General features: G+C 68.6%; 16 protein-coding genes. 4 read left to right on the forward strand and 12 right to left on the reverse strand.

Features of this window, described 5'->3' with window-relative positions:
• Positions 1-135: 135 nt before the first annotated feature.
• Both ABEA07_RS27180 and ABEA07_RS27185 read left to right on the forward strand, forming a co-directional pair.
• The gene (locus ABEA07_RS27180) at positions 136-1,392 is read left to right on the forward strand and encodes a 6-phosphofructokinase (RefSeq protein WP_345541826.1); all 1,257 of its coding nucleotides are present in this window, start codon (positions 136-138) and stop codon (positions 1,390-1,392) included.
• Positions 1,389-1,631: a cysteine-rich CWC family protein gene (locus ABEA07_RS27185; RefSeq protein ID WP_345541827.1), complete on the forward strand. Its 243-nt coding sequence runs from the start codon at positions 1,389-1,391 to the stop codon at positions 1,629-1,631. The genes ABEA07_RS27180 and ABEA07_RS27185 overlap by 4 nt, the downstream gene beginning before the upstream one ends.
• 89 nt (positions 1,632-1,720) lie before the next feature.
• Here ABEA07_RS27185 and ABEA07_RS27190 read toward each other — a convergent pair whose 3' ends face one another.
• Entirely contained in the window at positions 1,721-3,043 is a 1,323-nt protein-coding gene (locus tag ABEA07_RS27190) for a zinc-binding metallopeptidase family protein (protein WP_345541828.1), read from the reverse strand.
• Positions 3,044-3,155: 112 nt separating this feature from the next.
• Between ABEA07_RS27190 and ABEA07_RS27195 the strand changes: the two genes are divergently transcribed.
• Both ABEA07_RS27195 and ABEA07_RS27200 read left to right on the forward strand, forming a co-directional pair.
• A complete protein-coding gene (locus ABEA07_RS27195) occupies positions 3,156-4,601 on the forward strand; it encodes an MFS transporter (RefSeq protein WP_345541830.1) in 1,446 nt (481 codons plus the stop codon).
• Between the two features lie 148 nt (positions 4,602-4,749).
• Positions 4,750-5,514, forward strand: a complete 765-nt coding sequence (locus ABEA07_RS27200) for a class II glutamine amidotransferase (RefSeq protein ID WP_345541831.1) — start codon at positions 4,750-4,752, stop codon at positions 5,512-5,514.
• A 48-nt stretch (positions 5,515-5,562) separates the two neighbouring features.
• Here ABEA07_RS27200 and gshB read toward each other — a convergent pair whose 3' ends face one another.
• The 11 genes from gshB to dapB form a co-directional block, all read right to left on the reverse strand.
• A complete protein-coding gene (gene gshB, locus ABEA07_RS27205) occupies positions 5,563-6,504 on the reverse strand; it encodes a glutathione synthase (protein ID WP_345541832.1) in 942 nt (313 codons plus the stop codon).
• Complete coding sequence (locus ABEA07_RS27210) at positions 6,504-7,778, reverse strand: benzoate/H(+) symporter BenE family transporter (protein ID WP_345541833.1); 1,275 nt, start codon at positions 7,776-7,778, stop codon at positions 6,504-6,506. Before ABEA07_RS27210 ends, gshB begins: the two co-directional genes overlap by 1 nt.
• A 245-nt stretch (positions 7,779-8,023) precedes the next feature.
• Positions 8,024-9,892, reverse strand: a complete 1,869-nt coding sequence (locus ABEA07_RS27215) for a potassium transporter Kup (RefSeq protein WP_345541835.1) — start codon at positions 9,890-9,892, stop codon at positions 8,024-8,026.
• 159 nt (positions 9,893-10,051) lie between these two features.
• On the reverse strand, positions 10,052-11,356 hold the full coding sequence (gshA, locus tag ABEA07_RS27220; RefSeq protein WP_345541836.1) for a glutamate--cysteine ligase: 1,305 nt from the start codon (positions 11,354-11,356) through the stop codon (positions 10,052-10,054).
• Between the two features lie 198 nt (positions 11,357-11,554).
• Positions 11,555-12,847, reverse strand: coding sequence for a glutamate-5-semialdehyde dehydrogenase (locus ABEA07_RS27225; protein WP_345541837.1), 1,293 nt, complete (start codon positions 12,845-12,847; stop codon positions 11,555-11,557).
• A gap of 101 nt (positions 12,848-12,948) precedes the next feature.
• On the reverse strand, positions 12,949-14,010 hold the full coding sequence (gene holA, locus ABEA07_RS27230; protein ID WP_345541838.1) for a DNA polymerase III subunit delta: 1,062 nt from the start codon (positions 14,008-14,010) through the stop codon (positions 12,949-12,951).
• Positions 14,011-14,014: 4 nt separating this feature from the next.
• Entirely contained in the window at positions 14,015-14,521 is a 507-nt protein-coding gene (locus tag ABEA07_RS27235) for an LPS-assembly lipoprotein LptE (RefSeq protein ID WP_345541839.1), read from the reverse strand.
• A 5-nt stretch (positions 14,522-14,526) separates the two neighbouring features.
• The gene (leuS, locus tag ABEA07_RS27240) at positions 14,527-17,190 is read right to left on the reverse strand and encodes a leucine--tRNA ligase (protein WP_345541840.1); all 2,664 of its coding nucleotides are present in this window, start codon (positions 17,188-17,190) and stop codon (positions 14,527-14,529) included.
• A 201-nt stretch (positions 17,191-17,391) separates the two neighbouring features.
• Positions 17,392-17,838, reverse strand: a complete 447-nt coding sequence (locus tag ABEA07_RS27245) for an ExbD/TolR family protein (protein ID WP_345541841.1) — start codon at positions 17,836-17,838, stop codon at positions 17,392-17,394.
• A 1-nt stretch (position 17,839) separates the two neighbouring features.
• Positions 17,840-18,538, reverse strand: a complete 699-nt coding sequence (locus tag ABEA07_RS27250; RefSeq protein ID WP_345541843.1) for a MotA/TolQ/ExbB proton channel family protein — start codon at positions 18,536-18,538, stop codon at positions 17,840-17,842.
• Entirely contained in the window at positions 18,535-19,365 is an 831-nt protein-coding gene (gene dapB / locus ABEA07_RS27255; RefSeq protein WP_345541845.1) for a 4-hydroxy-tetrahydrodipicolinate reductase, read from the reverse strand. The genes ABEA07_RS27250 and dapB overlap by 4 nt, the downstream gene beginning before the upstream one ends.
• Between the last annotated feature and the right edge of the window lie 26 nt (positions 19,366-19,391).

A 19,391-nucleotide genomic window follows, 5' to 3' on the forward strand; every position in this document is an offset into this window, starting at 1 on the left:
GATTTCTCCCTGTCTTTTGGCGGCCGGAGAATATCCGAAAAAAAATGGCCGGAACGCGCAGAATGACCCGTTCTCAAAGTCGGTAGCACTTGTGCTTTACACAACCGCTGAGGGCGCATTTCAGGAGTTGATGCAATGTCAGTGAATGCCTTCTATGCCCAGTCCGGCGGCGTCACCTCGGTGATCAACGCCTCGGCCGCCGGCGTCATCGAGACGGCGCGCCGCCACGCCGATCGCATCGGCACCGTCTTTGCCGGGCGCAACGGCATCCTCGGCGCGTTGGCCGAGGACCTGATCGATACCGGCCTCGAATCGGCCGAGGCCATCGCCGCACTGCGCACCACGCCCGCGGGCGCCTTCGGCTCCTGCCGCTACAAGCTCAAGTCGCTGGAGAAGAACCGCCGCGAATACGAGCGGCTGATCGCGGTCTTCCAGGCGCACGGCATCGGCTACTTCTTCTACAACGGCGGCGGCGACTCCGCCGACACCTGCTTCAAGGTGAGCCAGCTCTCGCAGTCGATGGGCTATGCGCTGCAGGCCATTCACGTGCCCAAGACCATCGACAACGACCTGCCGCTGACGGATTGCTGCCCGGGCTTCGGCTCGGTGGCGAAGTACGTCGCGGTCTCGACGCTCGAAGCCTCGCTCGACGTTCGCTCGATGGCGGCGACGTCGACCAAGGTCTTCGTGCTGGAGGTGATGGGCCGCCACGCCGGCTGGATCGCCGCGGCCGGCGGGCTGGCGGCAGACCATGGCATTCCGGTGGTGATCCTCTTCCCCGAGATTCCCTTCGACCCGCCGGCCTTCCTCGCGCGCGTGGATGCGCTGGTCAAGCACCACGGCTATTGCACGGTGGTGGTGTCCGAGGGCGCGCACCATCCCGACGGCACCTTCCTGGCCGAACAGGGCACGAAGGATGCCTTCGGGCACGCGCAGCTGGGCGGCGCGGCGCCGGTGGTGGCGCAGATGGTGAAGGAGGCGCTGGGCTACAAGTTCCACTGGGCAGTGGCCGACTACCTGCAGCGCTCGGCGCGCCACATCGCGTCGGCGACCGATGCACGGCAGGCCTACGAACTCGGCCAGCGCGCGGTGGAACTTGCGCTGGAAGGCAGGAACGCGGTGATGCCGACCATCGAGCGCACCTCGGATTCGCCTTATGCCTACCGCATCGGCAGCGCGCCGCTGGACCAGGTGGCGAACGCCGAGAAGTTCATGCCGCGCGACCACATCTCGGCCGACGGCTACGGCATCAGCGACAAGGGGCGGGCCTACCTGTTGCCACTGATCCAGGGTGAAGACTACCCTGCTTATCGCGACGGGCTGCCGGTCTATGTGACCTTGCAGAACCATCCGGTGGCGAAAAAGCTTCCGCCTTTCGAGATCTCGAAGTGAGCGCCGCGGGGCCACGGCCTGACGCCACCCGTTGCCCGCTGTGCGGCGAAGCCAACCGCTGCGCCATCGAACTCGAACGGGAGAGCGGGCAGGCGCAGGGGCCGTGCTGGTGCATGCAGACACCGATTCCGCCCGACGTCCTGGCCCGCGTGCCGGCATACGCGCGCGGCCTCGCATGCATCTGCGCACGCTGCGCTTCCGGCCTTGCTCCCTCTCCCTCTGGGAGCGCGCCGGGGTGAGGGCACGGGGCCCCTTGCCTCGACGAAGCGCTTGAATCAATCGCCCGGTGCCCTCACCCCAACCCTCTCCCAGAGGGCAAGGGCTCAAATCAGCCTGCGCCCGGCTTCTCTTCCGCCGCGCCCACATCTGTCGGGTTCTCTGCCGCAGGGCTCCCTGCCGGAACGCTCTCTGCTGAAGGGCTCTCTGCTGTCAGGCTCTCGCCGCCTTTGCGCTGCTGCGCGATCACCTCGTGAATGAACTGGAGCTTGCGCACCGCCTCGCGCGGCAGCACGAAGGGATAGAAGTCGGGCTGGCCCATGCTGCGCGAGAGCTCGTTGAGCACGTTCGTCAGGCGCACCCAGCCATTGAGGAAATCGAGGAACTCGGCGGCCTCGGGATGCTCCGGCTGCCAGAGGTCCGTCAGCTCGAACAGGTCGCTCGTCAGTTCGACGTTCTGCGCGTCCACGCCGAAGCTCTTGGCCGTGTCGGCCGTGTCCGCCATGTGCAGGTAGTGGGCCCAGGTTTCCGCCCAGTCCTCCCAAGGGTGCGCGCTGGCGTAGCTGGTCACGTGGTGAAGGGCCCAGTCCGGCGGGGGACCGTTGTTGTAATGGCTCTGCAGCGCGGCCGCGTAGTCTGCGCGCTCGTCGCCGAACAGCTCGCGAAAACCCTCGAGCCATGGCGTGGGGTGCACCAGCAAGTCCCAGTAGTAGTGGCCGATCTCGTGGCGGAAGTGACCGAGCAAGGTCCGGTAGGGCTCCCGCATCTCGGCACGGATGCGCTCGCGCACCGCATCCTCTGCTTCCTCGGCGTTGAGTGTGATCACGCCGGTGTCGTGGCCGGTCATGACGTGCGGCCCGCCGGGCACATTGCCGAGGAAGTCGAAGGCCAGGCCGTGCCCCGGATCGGTCAGGCGCGTCACCACCGGCAGCTTCAGCGCCAGCAACTGCGAGATCAGGCGGCGCTTGGCCAGTTCCAGCTTGAGCCAGAGTTCACCGTTGCCCTCGATGGACAGGTCGGGAATGGTGCGCGTGACGCTGCAGGCCAGGCACATGCCGGGCACCAGGCCGTCGGTGTTGAAGGAGGCATCGTCACCTTCGCGCGGCGCGGGCACCATCCAGTTGCAGGCGGCCGGCGTCATCAGGTTCGCGCAGCAGCGATAGGCCCGCCCGCCGGCGTCACCGAAGACGGTGTAGGTGTCGGGCTCGGCACCTTCATGCGTGGCCGGCGCCAGCGGCACCACGCCGAGCTGCTCGACCACGTAGCCCAGCGGCGTCTGGCAGGCCAGGCAGCGGTTGTTGCGCAGGAACACGGGGCGGCCGCACTGACACTGGTACGCGCGCGTGACAGTGGGCGCCTTCATCTCGGCGGCGAGCGAGGGCGCGGCAACAGACTCGCCGGCAGGCGCACGATTTTCGACGGGTGCAGTTTCCATGATGTTCTTCTCGCGGTCTCGGAAGCAGCGGGCCATTGTGCGCGTGCCCTCCCGCGCGGGCCGGCGCTCAAACCCCGATATCCTTGTAGGACAGCCGACCCGGCTGCCACCGATGACCGATCCCTCCTCCCCGCTCCCCACCCTGGCCCAACGCTACGGAAGCCGCTACCGATGGCTGCTGCTCTTCTCCGTCATGGTGGGGGTGATGGCGTCCATCATGTCCTCCACCATCGTCAACGTGGCGATCCCGGACATGAGCCACCACTTCACGCTGGGACAGGAACGGGCTCAATGGGTCAGCTCGGGCTTCATGGTGGCGATGACGGTCTCGATGCTCGCCACGCCCTGGCTGCTGGCGCGCTACGGCTACCGCAGCACCTATGTCGGCACCATGGTGCTGCTGCTGGCCGGGGGCGTCACGGGCGGGCTCGCGAACGACTTCTCGCTGGTGCTGGCCGCGCGCGTGGCGGAAGGGCTGGCGGCCGGGGTGGTGCAGCCGATCCCGGCCATCATCATCCTGCGTGCCTTCCAGCCCCATGAGCAGGGCCGCGCCAGCGGCATCTTCGGCATGGGCGTGGTGCTGGCGCCGGCGATCGGGCCCAGCATCGGCGGCGTGCTGGTGGACCTGTTCGGGTGGCGCTCGATCTTCTTCATGGTGGTGCCCTTCTGCCTGGCCTCGATCTGGCTGGCCTGCCGTTTCGTGCCGACCACCGCGCCGGGCGGCGCGACCGCGACGCGCGGCGCGGCGCTGGACTGGGGCGGCCTGGCGCTGGGCACCGTCGGCACGCTGTGCCTGCTGAACGGACTGGTGGAACTGCGCGGCGATGCCCCCCTGCGGGCCGCCGCGCTGCTGGCCGGTGCGGGCCTGGCCTTCGGCGCCTTCGTGGCCTGGCAGCGCCGGATGGCGGCGGCGGGCGGCGTGCCGCTGATGAACCTGGCGTTGTTCCGCCACCGCCAGTTCGCCATGGGCAGCGTGGTCGCCTTCATCTACGGCACGGCGCTGTTCGGCTCGACCTACCTGCTGCCGGTCTACATGCAGGTGGGGCTGCACATGTCGGCCTCGAACGTGGGCACCATCCTGCTGCCGGCCGGCATCGTTCTGGCCGTGGCCATCGCGATCGTCGGTCGGCTGGCGGACCGGCAGCCGACCTGGCTGCTGGTGAGCACCGGGCTGGCGCTGCTGGCCCTCTCGTTCGCGCTGATGCTGGTGCTGCGGCTGGACAGCACGATCTGGCTCCTGGTCGCCTTCGCCGTGATCGGCCGCATCGGGCTGGGCTTCATCCTTCCCTCGCTCAACCTGGGCGCGATGCGGCCGCTGGAAAAGCCGCTGATCCCGCAAGGCGCGAGCACGATCAACTTCCTGCGCATGCTGGGCGGCGCGGCCGGCGTGAGCCTGTGTGCCGTCGTGCTCGAATGGCGCCTCGCTGCCCACGGCGACTCCCTGGCGAATCCGCTCACCAGCCCGGCGCGGCTGGCGGCTTTCGACGAGGTGTTCGCGTGGCTGGCGGCACTGTGCGCGCTGGCCTTGTGTGCGGCCTGGCAACTTCGAGAAAAGTAGCTCTCCCCCAGGCTCCCCCACTTCGTGTGGTCCGCCAACCCCCTCTCCGGGGGCAACACCAGCGGCCCGGCGAAGCCGGTTCCGCGGTGTTCCTGGCATGAGCCCGAAGCGGCGTGGAACGGGTGGCGCATTGCAGTTTAATAAGCGCATGTGCCAGCTCCTCGGGATGAACTGCAACACGCCGACGGACGTGACGTTCAGCTTCACGGGCTTCGCGCAGCGCGGCGGCCGCACCGACCACCATGCGGACGGCTGGGGCATCGCCTTCTTCGAGGACCGCGGATTGCGGCATTTCGTGGACCACCAGCCGGCCTGCGAGTCGCCGGTGGCCGAGCTGATCCGGCGCTACCCGATCAAGAGCCGCAACGTCATCGCGCACATCCGCAAGGCCACGCAAGGCGCGGTGAACCTGCAGAACTGCCATCCCTTCGTGCGCGAGCTGTGGGGCCGCTACTGGGTGTTCGCCCACAACGGCGACCTGAAGGACTTCCGCCCGCGGCTGCACGGCAACTTCCACCCGGTGGGCCACACCGACAGCGAACATGCCTTCTGCTGGATCATGCAGGAGATGGCGAAGTCGCACGCCGGCGTGCCCACGGTCGAGGAGCTGACGCTCACGCTTCGTGAACTGGCGCCGCGCATCTCGCGCAACGGCACCTTCAACTTCATGCTCTCGAACGGGCAGGCGCTGTGGTCCCACGCCTCCACGAACCTCTGGTACATCGAGCGCCGCCACCCCTTCCTGACGGCCGAGCTCGCGGACGAGGACCTGACGATCGACTTCGCGCAGCACACCACGCCCGACGACCGCGTGGCGGTGGTCGTCACCGCGCCTCTGACCACCAACGAGACCTGGACGCCTTTCGCGTCCGGCGAGCTGGCGGTGTTCGTCGACGGCCGGCGGCACGGCTGAAGCGCTGCGCACTCGACCTGCGGCAGCGCCATCGGATCGGCCGCAAGCTCAGCGCAGTTCCGCCTCCAGCGCATCGATGAACATGGCCGGCACGTCGAAGCCGGTCTGCTCGGTGATCTCCTGGAAGCAGGTGGGACTGGTCACGTTGATCTCGGTCAGCGCGTTGCCGATCACGTCGAGCCCGATCAGCAGCAGGCCGCGCGCACTGAGCACCGGGCCGATCGCCTCGGCGATGCGGCGGTCCTGGTCGGTCAGCGGCTGGGCCACGCCCTTGCCGCCAGCGGCCAGGTTGCCGCGCACCTCGCTGCCCTGCGGAATGCGCGCCAGGCTGAAGGGCACGGGCTGGCCGGCGATCACCAGGATGCGCTTGTCGCCCTTGGTGATCTCGGGCACGAAGCGCTGCACCATGATGGTCTCTTCGCCGTGCCGGTTGAGCGTCTCGACGATGGAGCCGAGGTTCAATCCGTCGGACCGCACGCGGAAGATGCCCATGCCGCCCATGCCGTCCAGCGGCTTGAGGATGATGTCCTGGTGCTCCGCATGGAAGGCGCGCACCGCTGCAGGATCGCGGGTGACCAGCGTCGGCGTGGTGTATTCGGCGAACTCCATGATCGCCAGCTTCTCGGGATGGTCGCGCAGGGCGCGCGGGCGGTTGATCACGCGCGCGCCCTCGCGCTCGGCCTGCTCGAGCAGGTGGGTGGCGTAGATGTACTCGGCGTCGAAGGGCGGGTCCTTGCGCATGAGCACCGCGTCGAAAGCGTGCAGGGGCCGTTCGATCACGGCTTCTTCGCGAAACCAGTCCGGCTCGCCGGTCAGCGTGATCTCGCGCACCTTCGCGACGACCGGGCGGCCGCGCTGCCAAGTGAGGTCCTGCGGCACGCAGGCCGAGAGCTTGTGCCCGCGGCGCTGGGCCTCGCGCATCATCGAGAAGGTGGTGTCCTTGTAGATCTTGAACTGCTCGAGGGGGTCGGCAACGAAAAGGAAGTGCATCAGGGTGTCTCTCCGGTGGTCGGTGAGGAGCGGGCCGCCGCGTCCGCCGCGGCCCGGGCGTCTTGCCGAATCTTGCAGGCAGGTGCGATGACCTTGCCGGCGAAGGGTTTGCGCCGCCCCGCCTGCTGGATCGCGAGTGCGACCGCCCCGGCCACCACGCCCCAGAAGGCGGAGCCGATGCCGGCGATGCTGAGGCCCGAGAGCGTGACGAGAAAGGTGATCAGCGACGCCTCTCGATGCGCTTCGTCCCGCACCGCCGCGGCCAGGCCGCTGCCGATGGTGCCCAGCAGCGCCAGCCCGGCGATGGCGGCGACCAGCTCCTTCGGAAAGGCGGTGAGCAGCCCCGTGACCGCGGCGCCGAAGATGCCGACCACCACGTAGATCGCGCCGCAGCTCACTGCCGCGGTGTAGCGCCGCGCCGGGTCCTCGTGCGCCTCGCGGCCCATGCAGATGGCGGCGGTGATCGCGCTCAGGTTGAGGGCAAAGGCGCCGAAGGGGGCCAGCACCAGGGTGGACAGCCCGCTGAGGGTGATCAGCTTCGAGACCGGCAGGTCGTAGCCGGCCGCGCGGATCGCCGCCACGCCGGGCAGGTTCTGCGAGGCCATGGTGACGACGAAGAGCGGCAGCGCCAGGCTGACCACCGCCTGCCAGCTGAAGACCGGCATGGTGAAGACGGGCGTGGCCACGCTGAGCTGCACGCCGCCCCACGCCAGCTCGCCGCGCACGGCCGCGAAGACGATGGCCGCCAGCAGCGTCAGCGGCACCGCGTAGCGCGGCAACAGGCGGCGCGTGACGAGGTAGCACAGCAGCATCAGCAGCACCAGGGGCAGCGCGGTGCGCGCCGCGAGGAAGGCCTCCAGCCCAAAGCGCGCCAGCACGCCCGCCAGCAGGGCCGAGGCCAGCGCCATCGGGATGCGGTTCATCACGCGCTCGAACCAGCCGGTGGCCCCGGCCAGCGTGATGAGCACGGCGCAGACCACGAAGGCGCCCACCGCCTCCCCCATGCCATATCCAGCCCCGGCCACCGCCAGCACCGCCGCGCCGGGCGTGCTCCAGGCGATCATCACCGGCTGGCGCCACCACAGCGAAGGCAGCGCCGAGGCCAGCCCCATGCCGATGCCCAGCGCCCACATCCAGGAACTGATGAGCTCCGGCGTGGCCCCGAAGGACTGCGCCGCCTGGAACACGATGGCCACGGAACTGGTGAATCCCACCAGCACGGCCACGAAGCCGGCGGTGAAGGACGAGAGACTCAGGTCCTTGAAAAACGTCATCCCGGAATTGTGCCGCCGAGCGCCGAGTCAGGGCCCGCGAAGCCAGGACCGTTCGGGAGCACCCGTGGAACCGGCTTTGCTGGGCCACCGGGTGCGCCCCCGGTGAGGGGGTTGGCGGACCACACGAAGTGGGGAAGCCTGGGGGAGAGCAACATGCTCCGTGGAACCGGCTTTGCCGGGCCACCGGGTGCGCCCCCGGTGAGGGGGTTGGCGGACCACACGAAGTGGGGAAGCCTGGGGGAGAGCTAAATCTCTATCTTGGAGCCCAACTCCACCACCGCGTTGTTCGGCAGGCCCAGAAAGCCCGCCGCCCCGCTCGCGCTGTGGTGCATCTGCGCGAAGAGCTTCTCGCGCCACGGCGCCATGCCGCTGCCGAGGGTGGGAATCACCACGTCGCGCGACAGGAAGTAGCTGGTGGTCATGGGTTCGAGCTGGCAGCCGCGCAGGCGCGCATGCTCGAGGGCGCGCGGCAGGTCCACGTCGTTCTTGAAGCCGTAGTGCACGATGACCTGCCAGCAGTGGCGGCCCAGCGGCTCCATCTCGATGCGCTTGTCCATGGGGATCCAGGGCACCTCGTGGTTGCGCACGGTGACGAACAGGTTCTGCTCATGCATCACCTTGTTGTGCTTCAGGTTGTGCAAGAGCGCATTGGGCACCACGCCCGGCTCGGCCGTCATGAAGACCGCCGTGCCTTCCACCCGCGCGGGCGGGTTGACGAAGACGGAGTCGAGAAAAGCGCGCAGGTCGATGGCCTCGGCCAGCTGCATCTGGCCCATCAGCCGCCGGCCTTCCTTCCAGGTCAGCATCAGCATGAAGATGGATCCGCCGATGAGCAGCGGGAACCAGCCGCCTTCGAAGAGCTTGAGCAGGTTGGAGGCGAAGAACAGGAAGTCCACCACGAAGAACCAGCCGGTGGCGGCGAGGCAGAGCCACAGCGGGTACTTCCAGGCGTAGCGGATCACGAAGAAGGTCAGCACCGTGGTGATCATCATGTCGGTGGTGACGGCGATGCCGTAGGCCGCCGCCAGGTTGCTGGACGAGCGGAACATGACCACGGCCAGCACGATCGCGGCGAACAGACCCCAGTTGACGAAGGGTATGTAGATCTGGCCGGCTGTTCGCACGCTGGTGTGCTCGATGTTCAGGCGCGGCAGGTAACCCAGTTGGATCACCTGGCGCGTGACGCTGAAGGCGCCGGTGATCAGCGCCTGCGACGCGATGACCGTGGCCGCGGTGGCCAGCAGCACCAGCGGGATCAGGGCCCACTCGGGCGCCATCATGAAGAAGGGGTTCTTCACGGCCGCCGGGTTCTCCAGCAGCAGCGCGCCCTGGCCGAAGTAGTTGAGCACCAGCGCGGGCATCACGATCGAGAACCAGGCGATGCGGATCGGGCGCTTGCCGAAATGGCCGAGGTCGGCATAGAGGGCCTCGGCACCGGTCACGCACAGCACGGTGGCGCCCAGGATGATGAAGCTGGTGCCCGGGTTGTCCCACATGAAGCGCAGCGCGTAGTACGGGCTGATGGCCTTGAGGATCTCGGGGTGGGTGAGGATCTGGGTGACGCCGAGCAGCGCGATGGCGATGAACCAGGCCAGCGTGATCGGCCCGAAGAAGCGGCCGATACCCGCGGTGCCGTGCTTCTGCAGCGCGAACAGGCAGAACAGCACCACCAGGGTGATCGGAATCACGTAGTGCCGGAAGTGCGGCGACACCACCTCCAGGCCCTCGACCGCCGACAGCACCGAGATGGCCGGCGTGATGACGCCGTCGCCGTAGAAGAGCGAGGTGCCGAAGATGCCGACCACCAGCAGCACGTGGCGCAGCCGCGGACGGTCGACCACCGCCTGCGAGGCCAGCGCCAGCATCGCGACCAGGCCGCCCTCGCCCTCGTTGTCGGCGCGCAGCACCAGCACCACGTACTTCAGCGAGACGATGACCGTCAGCGTCCAGAAGAACATCGACAGAATGCCGTAGACGTTCTCGACGGTGAACTGCACGTGGCCTTGGCCGAAGACCTCCTTCACCGCATACAGCACGCTCGTGCCGATGTCGCCGTAGACGACGCCGATGGCTGCGAGGATCAGCGCGGCGGAGGAGGATTTGGTCGGGGACACGAAGAGGGTGCACAAGGGCGTCCGGCGTGGGATGCACGCGCGGGCGCCGTGGGGCCTCGTCCGGCCGCCGCGCCGCCCTCCGCCCTCGGGATTTGCGTTGGTGTGGGGCCGCTATTTTGCCGTCAGCCGGTCGGTCCGCAAGGCAGGATGGCCAAAAAACTACTCGTAGGTCTCGGCGTCCGGGTTGGTCGCCTCCATCTCGTAGCTGGCGGCGACCATGGCCAGGCGGCCGATCACGCCGTACATGTAGAAACGGTTGGGCGCGCTCGCGCCGGGTTTGGCGCCGGGCTGCGGTAAGTGCGCACTCTCCGAGAAGGCCAGCGGCACGAAGCTGGCCCCGGCCATGTTGAGGTTCTCGTCCGGGCTGCGCTCGGCATGGACGCGGTAGAAGCCGCCGACGACGTAGCGGTCCATCATGTAGACGACCGGCTCGGCCACGCCGTTGTTGACCCGCTCGTTGGTCAGCACGCCTTCCTGCACGATCAGGTCGGTCGGGCCCTGGGGCGTTTCCTGTCCGGGCGAGGCAGGGGCCTTGCCGCGGCTGCGGCGGCTGAAGATCTCCAGGTCCTTGACGTCGCGCACGGTCATCACGCCCATGGGGTCGGCGCCGTTGTCGGCCTTGACCACCACGAAGGGCTTCTCGTTGATGCCGTATTCCTTGTACTTGCGCCGGACCTTGGTGAGCAGCGCATCGACATGGCTGGTCAGCACGTCCAGGCCCTTGCCCTCGGCCAGGTCGACGCCGCCGGCGCGCGCATGCATCGGATTGATGAGCCAGGGGTCGATGCCCAGCAGCTTGCCGAAGCGCTTGGACACCTCCTCGTAGCTGTGCAGGTGGTTGCTCTTGCGGCGCACCGACCAGCCGGCATGCAGCGGCGGCAGCAGGTACTGCTCGTGCAGGTCCTCCAGGATGCCCGGGGTGCCGGCCGAGAGGTCGTTGTTGAGCAGGATGGTGCAGGGGTCGAAATGCTTGAGCCCCAGGCGCCGGCGGCTGCGCACGACCGGCTCCAGGCACACGCTCTCGCCATGCGGCAGCTCGATCTTCTTGGGCGACTTGATGGCCGGGTCGATGGAGCCCACCCGGACGTTCAGCCCCGCCATGTGGAAGATGCGCACCAGCCGGGCGACGTTGGCCAGGTAGAAGGTGTTCTTCGAATGGTTCTCGGGGATGACGAGCAGGTTGCGCGCCTCGGGACAGATCTTCTCGATGGCGGCCTGCGCGGCCTGCACCGCCAGCGGCAGCATGTCGTCCGTCAGGTTGTTCCAGCCGCGCGGGAAGAGGTTGGTGTCGACCGGGGCCAGCTTGAAGCCGGCGTTGCGGATGTCGGACGAGCTGTAGAAGGGCGGAGTGTGCTCCATCCACTCCAGGCGGAACCAGCGCTCGATGGCCGGCATGGAATCGAGGATGCGCTGCTCGAGCTCGTTGATCGGGCCGGTCAGGGCGGTGACGAGATGGGGGACCATGCGGGGCCTTGTCGTTTGCGGTCTAAGCCGAAATTTGGAGTGAAATTGTAGGATTCGACCCGCGGCGCATGAAACACGAGGGCCGCGAAGCAGGCCCGTTCGGGAGCACCCTCGGAATCGGCTTTGCCGGGCCGCCGGGTGCGCCTCCGGCGAGGGGGTTGGCGGACCACACGACGTGGGTGAGCCTGGCGGAGAGCGTCATGTCCTCACTTCGCCTTGGCCCAGCACCACGTACTTGAGCGATGTCAGGCCTTCGATGCCCACCGGCCCGCGGGCATGGAACTTGTCCGTGCTGATGCCGATCTCGGCGCCCAGCCCGAACTCGAAGCCGTCGGCAAAGCGGGTGCTGGCATTCACCATCACGCTGGCCGAGTCGACCTCGCGCAGGAAACGCTGCGCATGCAGGTGGTCCCGGGTGACGATGGCGTCGGTGTGATGGCTGGAGTAGCGGTTGATGTGGGCGATGGCCTCGTCCACGTCAGCCACCACCTTGATGCTGATGACGGCGGCGAGGTACTCCTCGGACCAGTCCGACTCCTCGGCATCGACCACCTTGGCGCCCGCCGGCAGCAGGCCTTCGGCCCGCAGGATGCGGGCGGCGGCCGGGTCGCAGCGCATTTCCACGCCCTTGGCGGCGAAGATGGCGCCGATCTCGGGCAGGAAGCTCTCGGCCATGGAGGCGGCCACCAGCAGGCCCTCGGCAGCATTGCAGGGGCTGTACTTCTGGGTCTTGGCGTTGTCCACGATGCGCACCGCCATGTCGAGCTCGGCGGTGTCATCGACGTAGACATGGCAGTTGCCGTCCAGGTGCTTGATGACAGGCACCTTGGCCTCGCGGCTGATGCGCTCGATCAGGCCCTTGCCGCCGCGCGGGATCACCACGTCGACGAAATCGGGCATGGCGATCAGCCGGCCGACCGCCTCGCGGTCGGTGGTCTGCACCAGCTGCACCGCCTCGACTGGCAGGCCGGCTTCGGCCAGCGCCTCGCCGACCAGGGCGGCGAGGGCCTTGTTGGATTCGATGGCCTCCGAGCCGCCGCGCAGGATGGCTGCGTTGCCGCTCTTGATCGCCAGGCTGGCGGCCTCGATGGTCACGTTGGGGCGGCTCTCGTAGATCATGCCGAAGACGCCGATCGGCACCCGCATCTGGCCGACGCGGATGCCGCTGGGCTGCTGGCGCATGCCGATGACCTCGCCGATCACGTCCGGCATGGCGGCGAGCTGTTCGCAGCCGAGCGCGACGGTTTCGAGGGCCTTGGGGCTGAGCTTGAGGCGGTCGACCAGGGGGGCGGACAGGCCGGCAGCCTGCGCCCGCTCCACGTCGCGGGCGTTGGCCGGGGCCAGGGCCTCGGCGCTTTCGCGCAGGCGGCGGGCCAGGGCGCGCAGGGCCTGGCTCTTGGTGGCGGCGGAGGCCTTCGCCATCCGGGCGGCAGCCGCTTTGGCCTGCATGCCCAGGGTCTGCATGTATTCGTTGACGTTGAAGGCGTTCATGGGGCGAATTGTCCCACGCGAGGTCCGCGCGGCCGCCCTTCGCGGGGAAACGGCGCGTTCCTGAAAATGCAACGAATCGCCCGGGGGCGCCCGCTCGGAATTCAGCCGCGCGCCGGCGCCGCGCAGGCCCGGCAAAGCATCAGCGCCAGCCGCTGCAGCGCCTGCCAGCCGCCGGCCGGCCAGTCAGGCTGCTTCAGGCCTTTGACGATGCCATCCACGACGTGGGCGGCGCGCAGCAGGCGGGCCAGGGCGCGATCGTCCAGCTTCGGCAGTACGCGCTCGAAGGCGCGCTCGCGCGGGCCCCAGATACGGTTCTCGCGCAGCGCCATGGGCAGGGGACGGCCGGCGGCCATGGCGTCCTTCACCCGCTTGAGGGCGCGGATGTCCTCGGCCAGCGTGTAGTGCACCAGCACCTCGGCCTCGCCCTCGGCTTCGAGGCCATCGAGCATGCGGGCCACGCGCTGGGGGTTGCCACCCAGCACGGCCTCGGACAGCTTGAACACGTCGTAGCGCGCGACGTTGTTGACCGCGGCCTCGACCTGCTCCCACCCCAGTTCGCCTGCAGGGTAGAGCAGCGCCAGCTTCTGGATCTCCTGGTGGGCAGCCAGCAGGTTGCCTTCCACCCGGTCGGCAAAGAACTGCAGCGTGCGCTGGCCTTCCTCGCCAGCCTTCACGCGCTGGTCCTGCCGCGCCAGGCGGTGGGCGATCCACTGCGGCAGCGCGCTGCGCTCGACGGTCTCGACCGCCAGGCTGACGCCATGGGCCTCCAGCGCCGCGAACCAGGCAGCGGTGCGGGTGGCCTTGTCCAGCCGCGGCAGCATCACCAGGGTCAGGGTGCTGTCGTTGCCGGCGGCGTTCTCGGCGATCTCCTGCAGCGCGGCGCTGCCGTCCTTGCCCGGCTTGCCGGAGGGGATCCGGACCTCGACGATCTGCCGCTCGGCGAACAGGCTCAGCGATCCGCCGGCCGCCAGCACCGCGCTCCAGTCGAAACGGGCGCCCGCCACGGTGTAAGAACTGCGCTCGGTGTAGCCCTGCGCCCGCGCAGCGGCGCGGATGGCATCGGCCGCTTCCTGTGCAAGCAGGGCCTCGTCGCCATGGATGACGTACAGCGGCCTGAGCCCCTTCTGCAGGTGCGCATCGAGCTGGGCCGGCGCGAGCTGCATCGGGTCAGAGCGTCTTGACGGCTGCCAGGCGGCGCAAGGTCTGCTGGGCGATGTCGCTCTGCATGTCGCGGTACAGCAGCTCGGTCTCGCCTTCCTTGGCCAGGGCGGCGGTTTCGTTGTAGGTGATGTCGCGGAACTGCTCGATCACCGTCGGGGGCAGCAGCTCCTTGCCGGCCGGCGTGCGAAGGCGGATGCGCATGGTCAGCCGAAGCTGCAGTTCGCGCACCTGGCCGGCCGAATTGGTGGAGAGCACGGCCGTGCCACGGTTCTCCGACAGGACCTCCAGGATGGCCTCGGCGCGGCCCATCTCTTCTTCCGGCACCAGTTCGACGTTGCCGGCGGCGCGGAATTGACGGCGCAGCGAGTTGACGAACGCCGACTTGCCCGGCACGGCCAGCGACTTGAAAGCGAAGTCCGGCGCGCGGCGCAGCTGGAAGCCGCAGCCCGCGAGCGCCAGCGTGGCAGCGGCGCCGGCCAGCAGGGCACGACGCGACGTCGAAGCGTTGTCCATGATCCTCACACCACCACGTTGACCAGCCGGCCCGGCACGACGACCACGCGCTTGGCGGGAGCCCCGTTGGCGAACTTGACGAAGTCCTCGCTCGCCAGGGCGATCTTCTCGATCTCGGGCTTGGTCGCGTTGGCCGGCACGCGCAGCGAGCCGCGCAGCTTGCCGTTGACCTGCAGCATGAGTTCGATCTCGTCCTGCTCCAGGGCCACGGCATCGACCACCGGCCAGGGCGCGTCGAGCAGCGGGCCCTGCAGCTTGTCGTAACCCAGCTCGTGCCACAGCGCATGGGTGATGTGCGGCGTCGCCGGGTAGAGGCATCGCAGCAGGATGCCGAAGCCCTCGCGCACGGCTGCGCGGTCGCCCGGGCTGCCATCGGACTTGAAGCCTTCCAGCGCGTTCAGCAGCTTCATCGCGCCCGAGACCACGGTGTTGTATTGCATGCGCTGGTAGTCGTAGTCGATCTGGCGCAGCACGGTGTGAACCTCGCGGCGCAGGGCCTTGGCCTCCTTGCCGAAAGCCGAGCGCGGGTCGACCGTGTCGAGGTCCACCTTGTCAGCCTCGGGCACCGCGGCCTCGGCGGTCCCGAGCGCGGCGCCGTAATTCCAGACCCGGCGCAGGAAGCGGAAGCTGCCCTCCACGGCGGCGTCGTTCCACTCCAGCGTGGCCTCGGGCGGCGCGGTGAACATGGTGTAGAGGCGCGCGGTGTCCGCGCCGTACTTCTCGATCAGGTCCTGCGGGTCGACGCCGTTGCGCTCGCTCTTGCCCATCTTGCCGACGCCGCCGTACTCGACCGCCGTGCCGTCGGCCAGCGTGCCGCCGGTGATGCGGCCTTGCGCGTCGAGCACCTGCGTCACTTCCGAGGGCGGGAAGTATTCCTTGCCGCCCTTCTCGGTGCGCCGGTAGTAGATGTGGTTGAGCACCATGCCCTGGGTCAGCAGCCGGCTGAAAGGCTCGTCCGCCGCGACCAGGTCCATGTCGCGCATCACCTTGGTCCAGAAGCGCGCGTACAGCAGGTGCAGGATGGCATGCTCGATGCCGCCGATGTACTGGTCCATCGGCATCCAGTAACGGGCGCCGTCCGCCACCATCGCCTCGTCGTTCTTCGGGTCGCAGTAGCGCATGAAGTACCAGGCGCTGTCGACGAAGGTGTCCATGGTGTCGGTCTCGCGCCGCGCCGGCTTGCCGCAGACGGGGCAGACCACGCCGGCATGGAAGCCTTCGTGCCTGTGCAGCGGATTGCCCGAGCCGTCGGGCACGCAGTCGGTGGGGAGCACCACCGGGAGGTCCTGCTCGGGCACGGGCACCGCGCCATGTTCCTCGCAGTGGATGATGGGGATCGGCGTGCCCCAGTAGCGCTGCCGGCTGATGCCCCAGTCGCGCAGGCGCCAGGTGGTCTGCATCTCGCCCAGGCCTTTCTGGCCGAGCGCGTGGGCCACCGCCTTGACCGCTTCCGCATGCGACATGCCGCTGAAGTTGTCGGAATTGATGGTCACGCCGCGGGTCTTGTCGGCGTACCAGTCCTGCCAGCGGTGGTAGTCGAAGTGAGGCTCGTCGTCGACCAGCACCACCTGGATGATCTCGATGCCGTACTTGTTGGCGAAGGCGAAGTCGCGCTCGTCATGTGCGGGCACGCCCATCACCGCGCCGTCGCCGTAGCCCATCAGCACGTAGTTGCCGACCCATACCGGAACCGGCTCGTCGGTGATGGGGTGATGGACGAACAGGCCGGTCGGCACGCCCTTTTTCTCCTGCGTCGCCAGCTCGGCCTCGGTGGTGCCGCCGGCCTTGCAGGCCTCGATAAAGGCGGCGACCTTCGGGTCGGACTTCGCGGCATGCGCAGCCAGCGGGTGCTCCGGGGCCACCGCGCAGAAGGTCACGCCCATGATGGTGTCGGCACGCGTCGTGAAGACGTACATGCGGCCGCCCTGGATCAGCTCGCCCTTGTCGTCCCGGATGTCGTGGGTGAAGGCGAAGCGCACGCCTTCGCTCTTGCCGATCCAGTTCTCCTGCATCAGCTTGACGCGTTCGGGCCAGCCCGGCAGCTTGTGCTGCGTGTATTCGAGCAGTTCCTCGGCGTAGTCGCTGATCTTCAGGTAGTAGCCGGGGATCTCGCGGCGCTCGACGGTCGCACCGGTGCGCCAGCCTTTGCCGTCGATCACCTGCTCGTTGGCCAGCACGGTCTGGTCGACCGGATCCCAGTTGACCACCTGCGTCTTGCGATAGGCGAGGCCCTTCTCGAGCATCTTGAGGAATAGCCACTGGTTCCACTTGTAGTAGGCCGGATCGCAGGTCGTGACCTCCCGGCTCCAGTCGATCGCCAGGCCCATGGCCTGGAGCTGGCCCTTCATGTAGCGGATGTTCTCGTACGTCCACCGGGCCGGCGGCACGCCGTTCTTGAGCGCCGCGTTCTCGGCCGGCAGGCCGAAGGCGTCCCAGCCCATCGGCATCAGCACGTTGTAGCCGCTCATGCGCAGGTAGCGCGTGAGCATGTCGTTGATGGTGTAGTTGCGCACGTGGCCCATGTGCAGCTTGCCGCTGGGATAGGGCAGCATCGAGCAGGCGTAGTACTTCTTCTTGTTCGCGTCCTCGGTCACGCGGTAGGCGTCGGCCGCGGTCCAGGCCGCCTGGGCGGCCGACTCGACTTCGCTGGGTTTGTAGCTGGGATTCATGGGGGCAGATGCAACAACGGCCCGGCATCGGGCGGCCGGGGAAGGAGGATTATCGCGGCTGGCAACGTCCGCTCCGCCCCCGCCTTGACGAAACCGCGCAGCCCATTCGGGAGACACCGTGGAACCGGCTTTGCCGGGCCACTGGTGTTGCCCCCGCAAAGGGGTTGGCGGACCACACGAATGGGGGAGCCCGGGGGAGAGCTATTTTTTCTCCGTCACGAAACCGATGCGGCTCAGGCCGGCCTGGTTGGCGATGCCCATCAGCTCGACCACCCGGCCGTAGGGCACGGCTTGGTCGGCGCGCAGCTGGATCTCCGTGTCCGGGCCGGCGGCGGCCGCCTTTCGCAGCCGCTCGGCCAGCGCCTCGGTGCTGACGGGCTGGTCGTTGAGGAAAATCTCGCCGGCCGCGTTGACCGAGAGGCTCACGAATTTCGGGGTGTCGGCGGGCTGTCCGGCCGCGGTGCGCGGCAGGTCCAGCTTGATCGAGCTGGCCATCAGCGGGGCCGTGATGATGAAGATCACCAGCAGCACCAGCATCACGTCCACCAGCGGGGTGACGTTGATGTCCGACAGCGGACGCTGCCCCCCGGCACCGATGGCCCGGCCGCCGGTGGCGGTGCTGCCGAGGGAGGTGCGCCCGAAGGCCATGTCAGGCGGGCATGGGCCGCGCGGGCGGCAGGGGCGCCTCGCGCGCCGGCGTGTCGCCCAGGGCGCCGAGCAGATCGTGCGCAAAGCCCTCGAGCTCGGCCTCGATGCGGCCGACCACCCGGCCGAACACGTTGTAGGCCAGCACGGCAGGAATGGCCACCGCCAGGCCCAATGCAGTCATGATCAGCGCCTCGCCCACCGGGCCGGCCACCTTGTCGATGGTGAAGCCGCCGGCTTCGCCGGCGATGCCGGTCAGAGCCCCATAGATGCCCCAGACCGTGCCCAGCAGGCCGACGAAGGGCGCCGTCGCTCCCACGGTCGCCAGCAGGATCTGGCCGGACTGCAGGCGCCGCAGCGCGGCGTGGAGAGCGTCGCGCAGCACCCGCGTGAGGCGCTGCGCCCGGCCGACGGCGCCGCCAAGGGTGGAAGGGTCGGGCTCGACAGCCAGTTGGCGCACTGCGTGCACCGCCGGCCAGACCAGGGCCGCGCGGTCGAAGCTGCGCAGCTTCTGCTCGGCGTCGCCGAGCGAGGCCGACTGCCAGAAGGCGGCAATGCTGCGCGCCACGTCGCGCGTGCCGCCGCGCAGCAGCCATGCCTTCCAGAGAATGATCACCCAGCTCGATACCGACATCAGCAGGAGCAGCGCCGCCACCGAACGGCTGAGGCCGTCGCCGTGGGTGAGCAGCTCCAGGACCGTCATCGCAGGCCGAGCACGTCGAACATGTCGAACAGGCCGGCCTGGCGCCCGGCCAGGAAGCGCACGGCGCGCAGGCTGCCCTGGGCGTAGGTGGCGCGGCTGGCGGACTTGTGCGTGATCTCGATGCGCTCGCCGGTGCCGGCGAAGAGCACCGTGTGGTCGCCGACGATGTCGCCGCCGCGGATGGTCGCGAAGCCGATGGTGGATGGGTCACGCTCGCCGGTGACGCCCTCGCGCGCGTAAACGGCGCAATCCTTCAGGTCACGGCCCAGCGCCTCGGCGATCACCTCGCCCATCTTGAGCGCCGTGCCCGAAGGCGCATCGACCTTGTGCCGGTGATGCGCTTCGATGACCTCGATGTCATAGCCGGTGGACAGCGCCTTGGCCGCCATCTCCAGCAGCTTAAAGGTGACGTTCACGCCCACGCTCATGTTGGGCGCCATGACGATGGCGATGTCTTTCGCCGCGGCGGCGATCTCGGCCTTCTGCGCTTCGCTGAAGCCGGTGGTGCCGATCACGGCCTGCACGCCGAGCTCCCGGCACACGGCCAGGTGGGCCAGCGTGCCTTCCGGGCGGGTGAAGTCGATCAGCACCTGGGCGTTCTTGAGGCCTTCACGCGGGTCGGCCACGATGGGCACGCCGCTGTTGACGCCGAGGAAGGCGGCGGCATCGCTGCCGACGGCCGGACTGCCCGCGATGTCGAGGGCGCCTGCCAGGCGGCAGTCCTCGGCCGCGCGCACGGCCTCGATCAGCATGTGGCCCATGCGGCCGGAGGCGCCGGCCACCGCCACGCGGCGCGGGGAAGAAGTGGAGGAGGAAGAGTCGGTCACGCGGTGGAGCCTTCGGGAATTGCCGG

The sequence above is a fragment of the Variovorax defluvii genome, from assembly GCF_039541515.1.
In the GTDB taxonomy this organism is placed as follows: domain Bacteria; phylum Pseudomonadota; class Gammaproteobacteria; order Burkholderiales; family Burkholderiaceae_C; genus Variovorax; species Variovorax defluvii.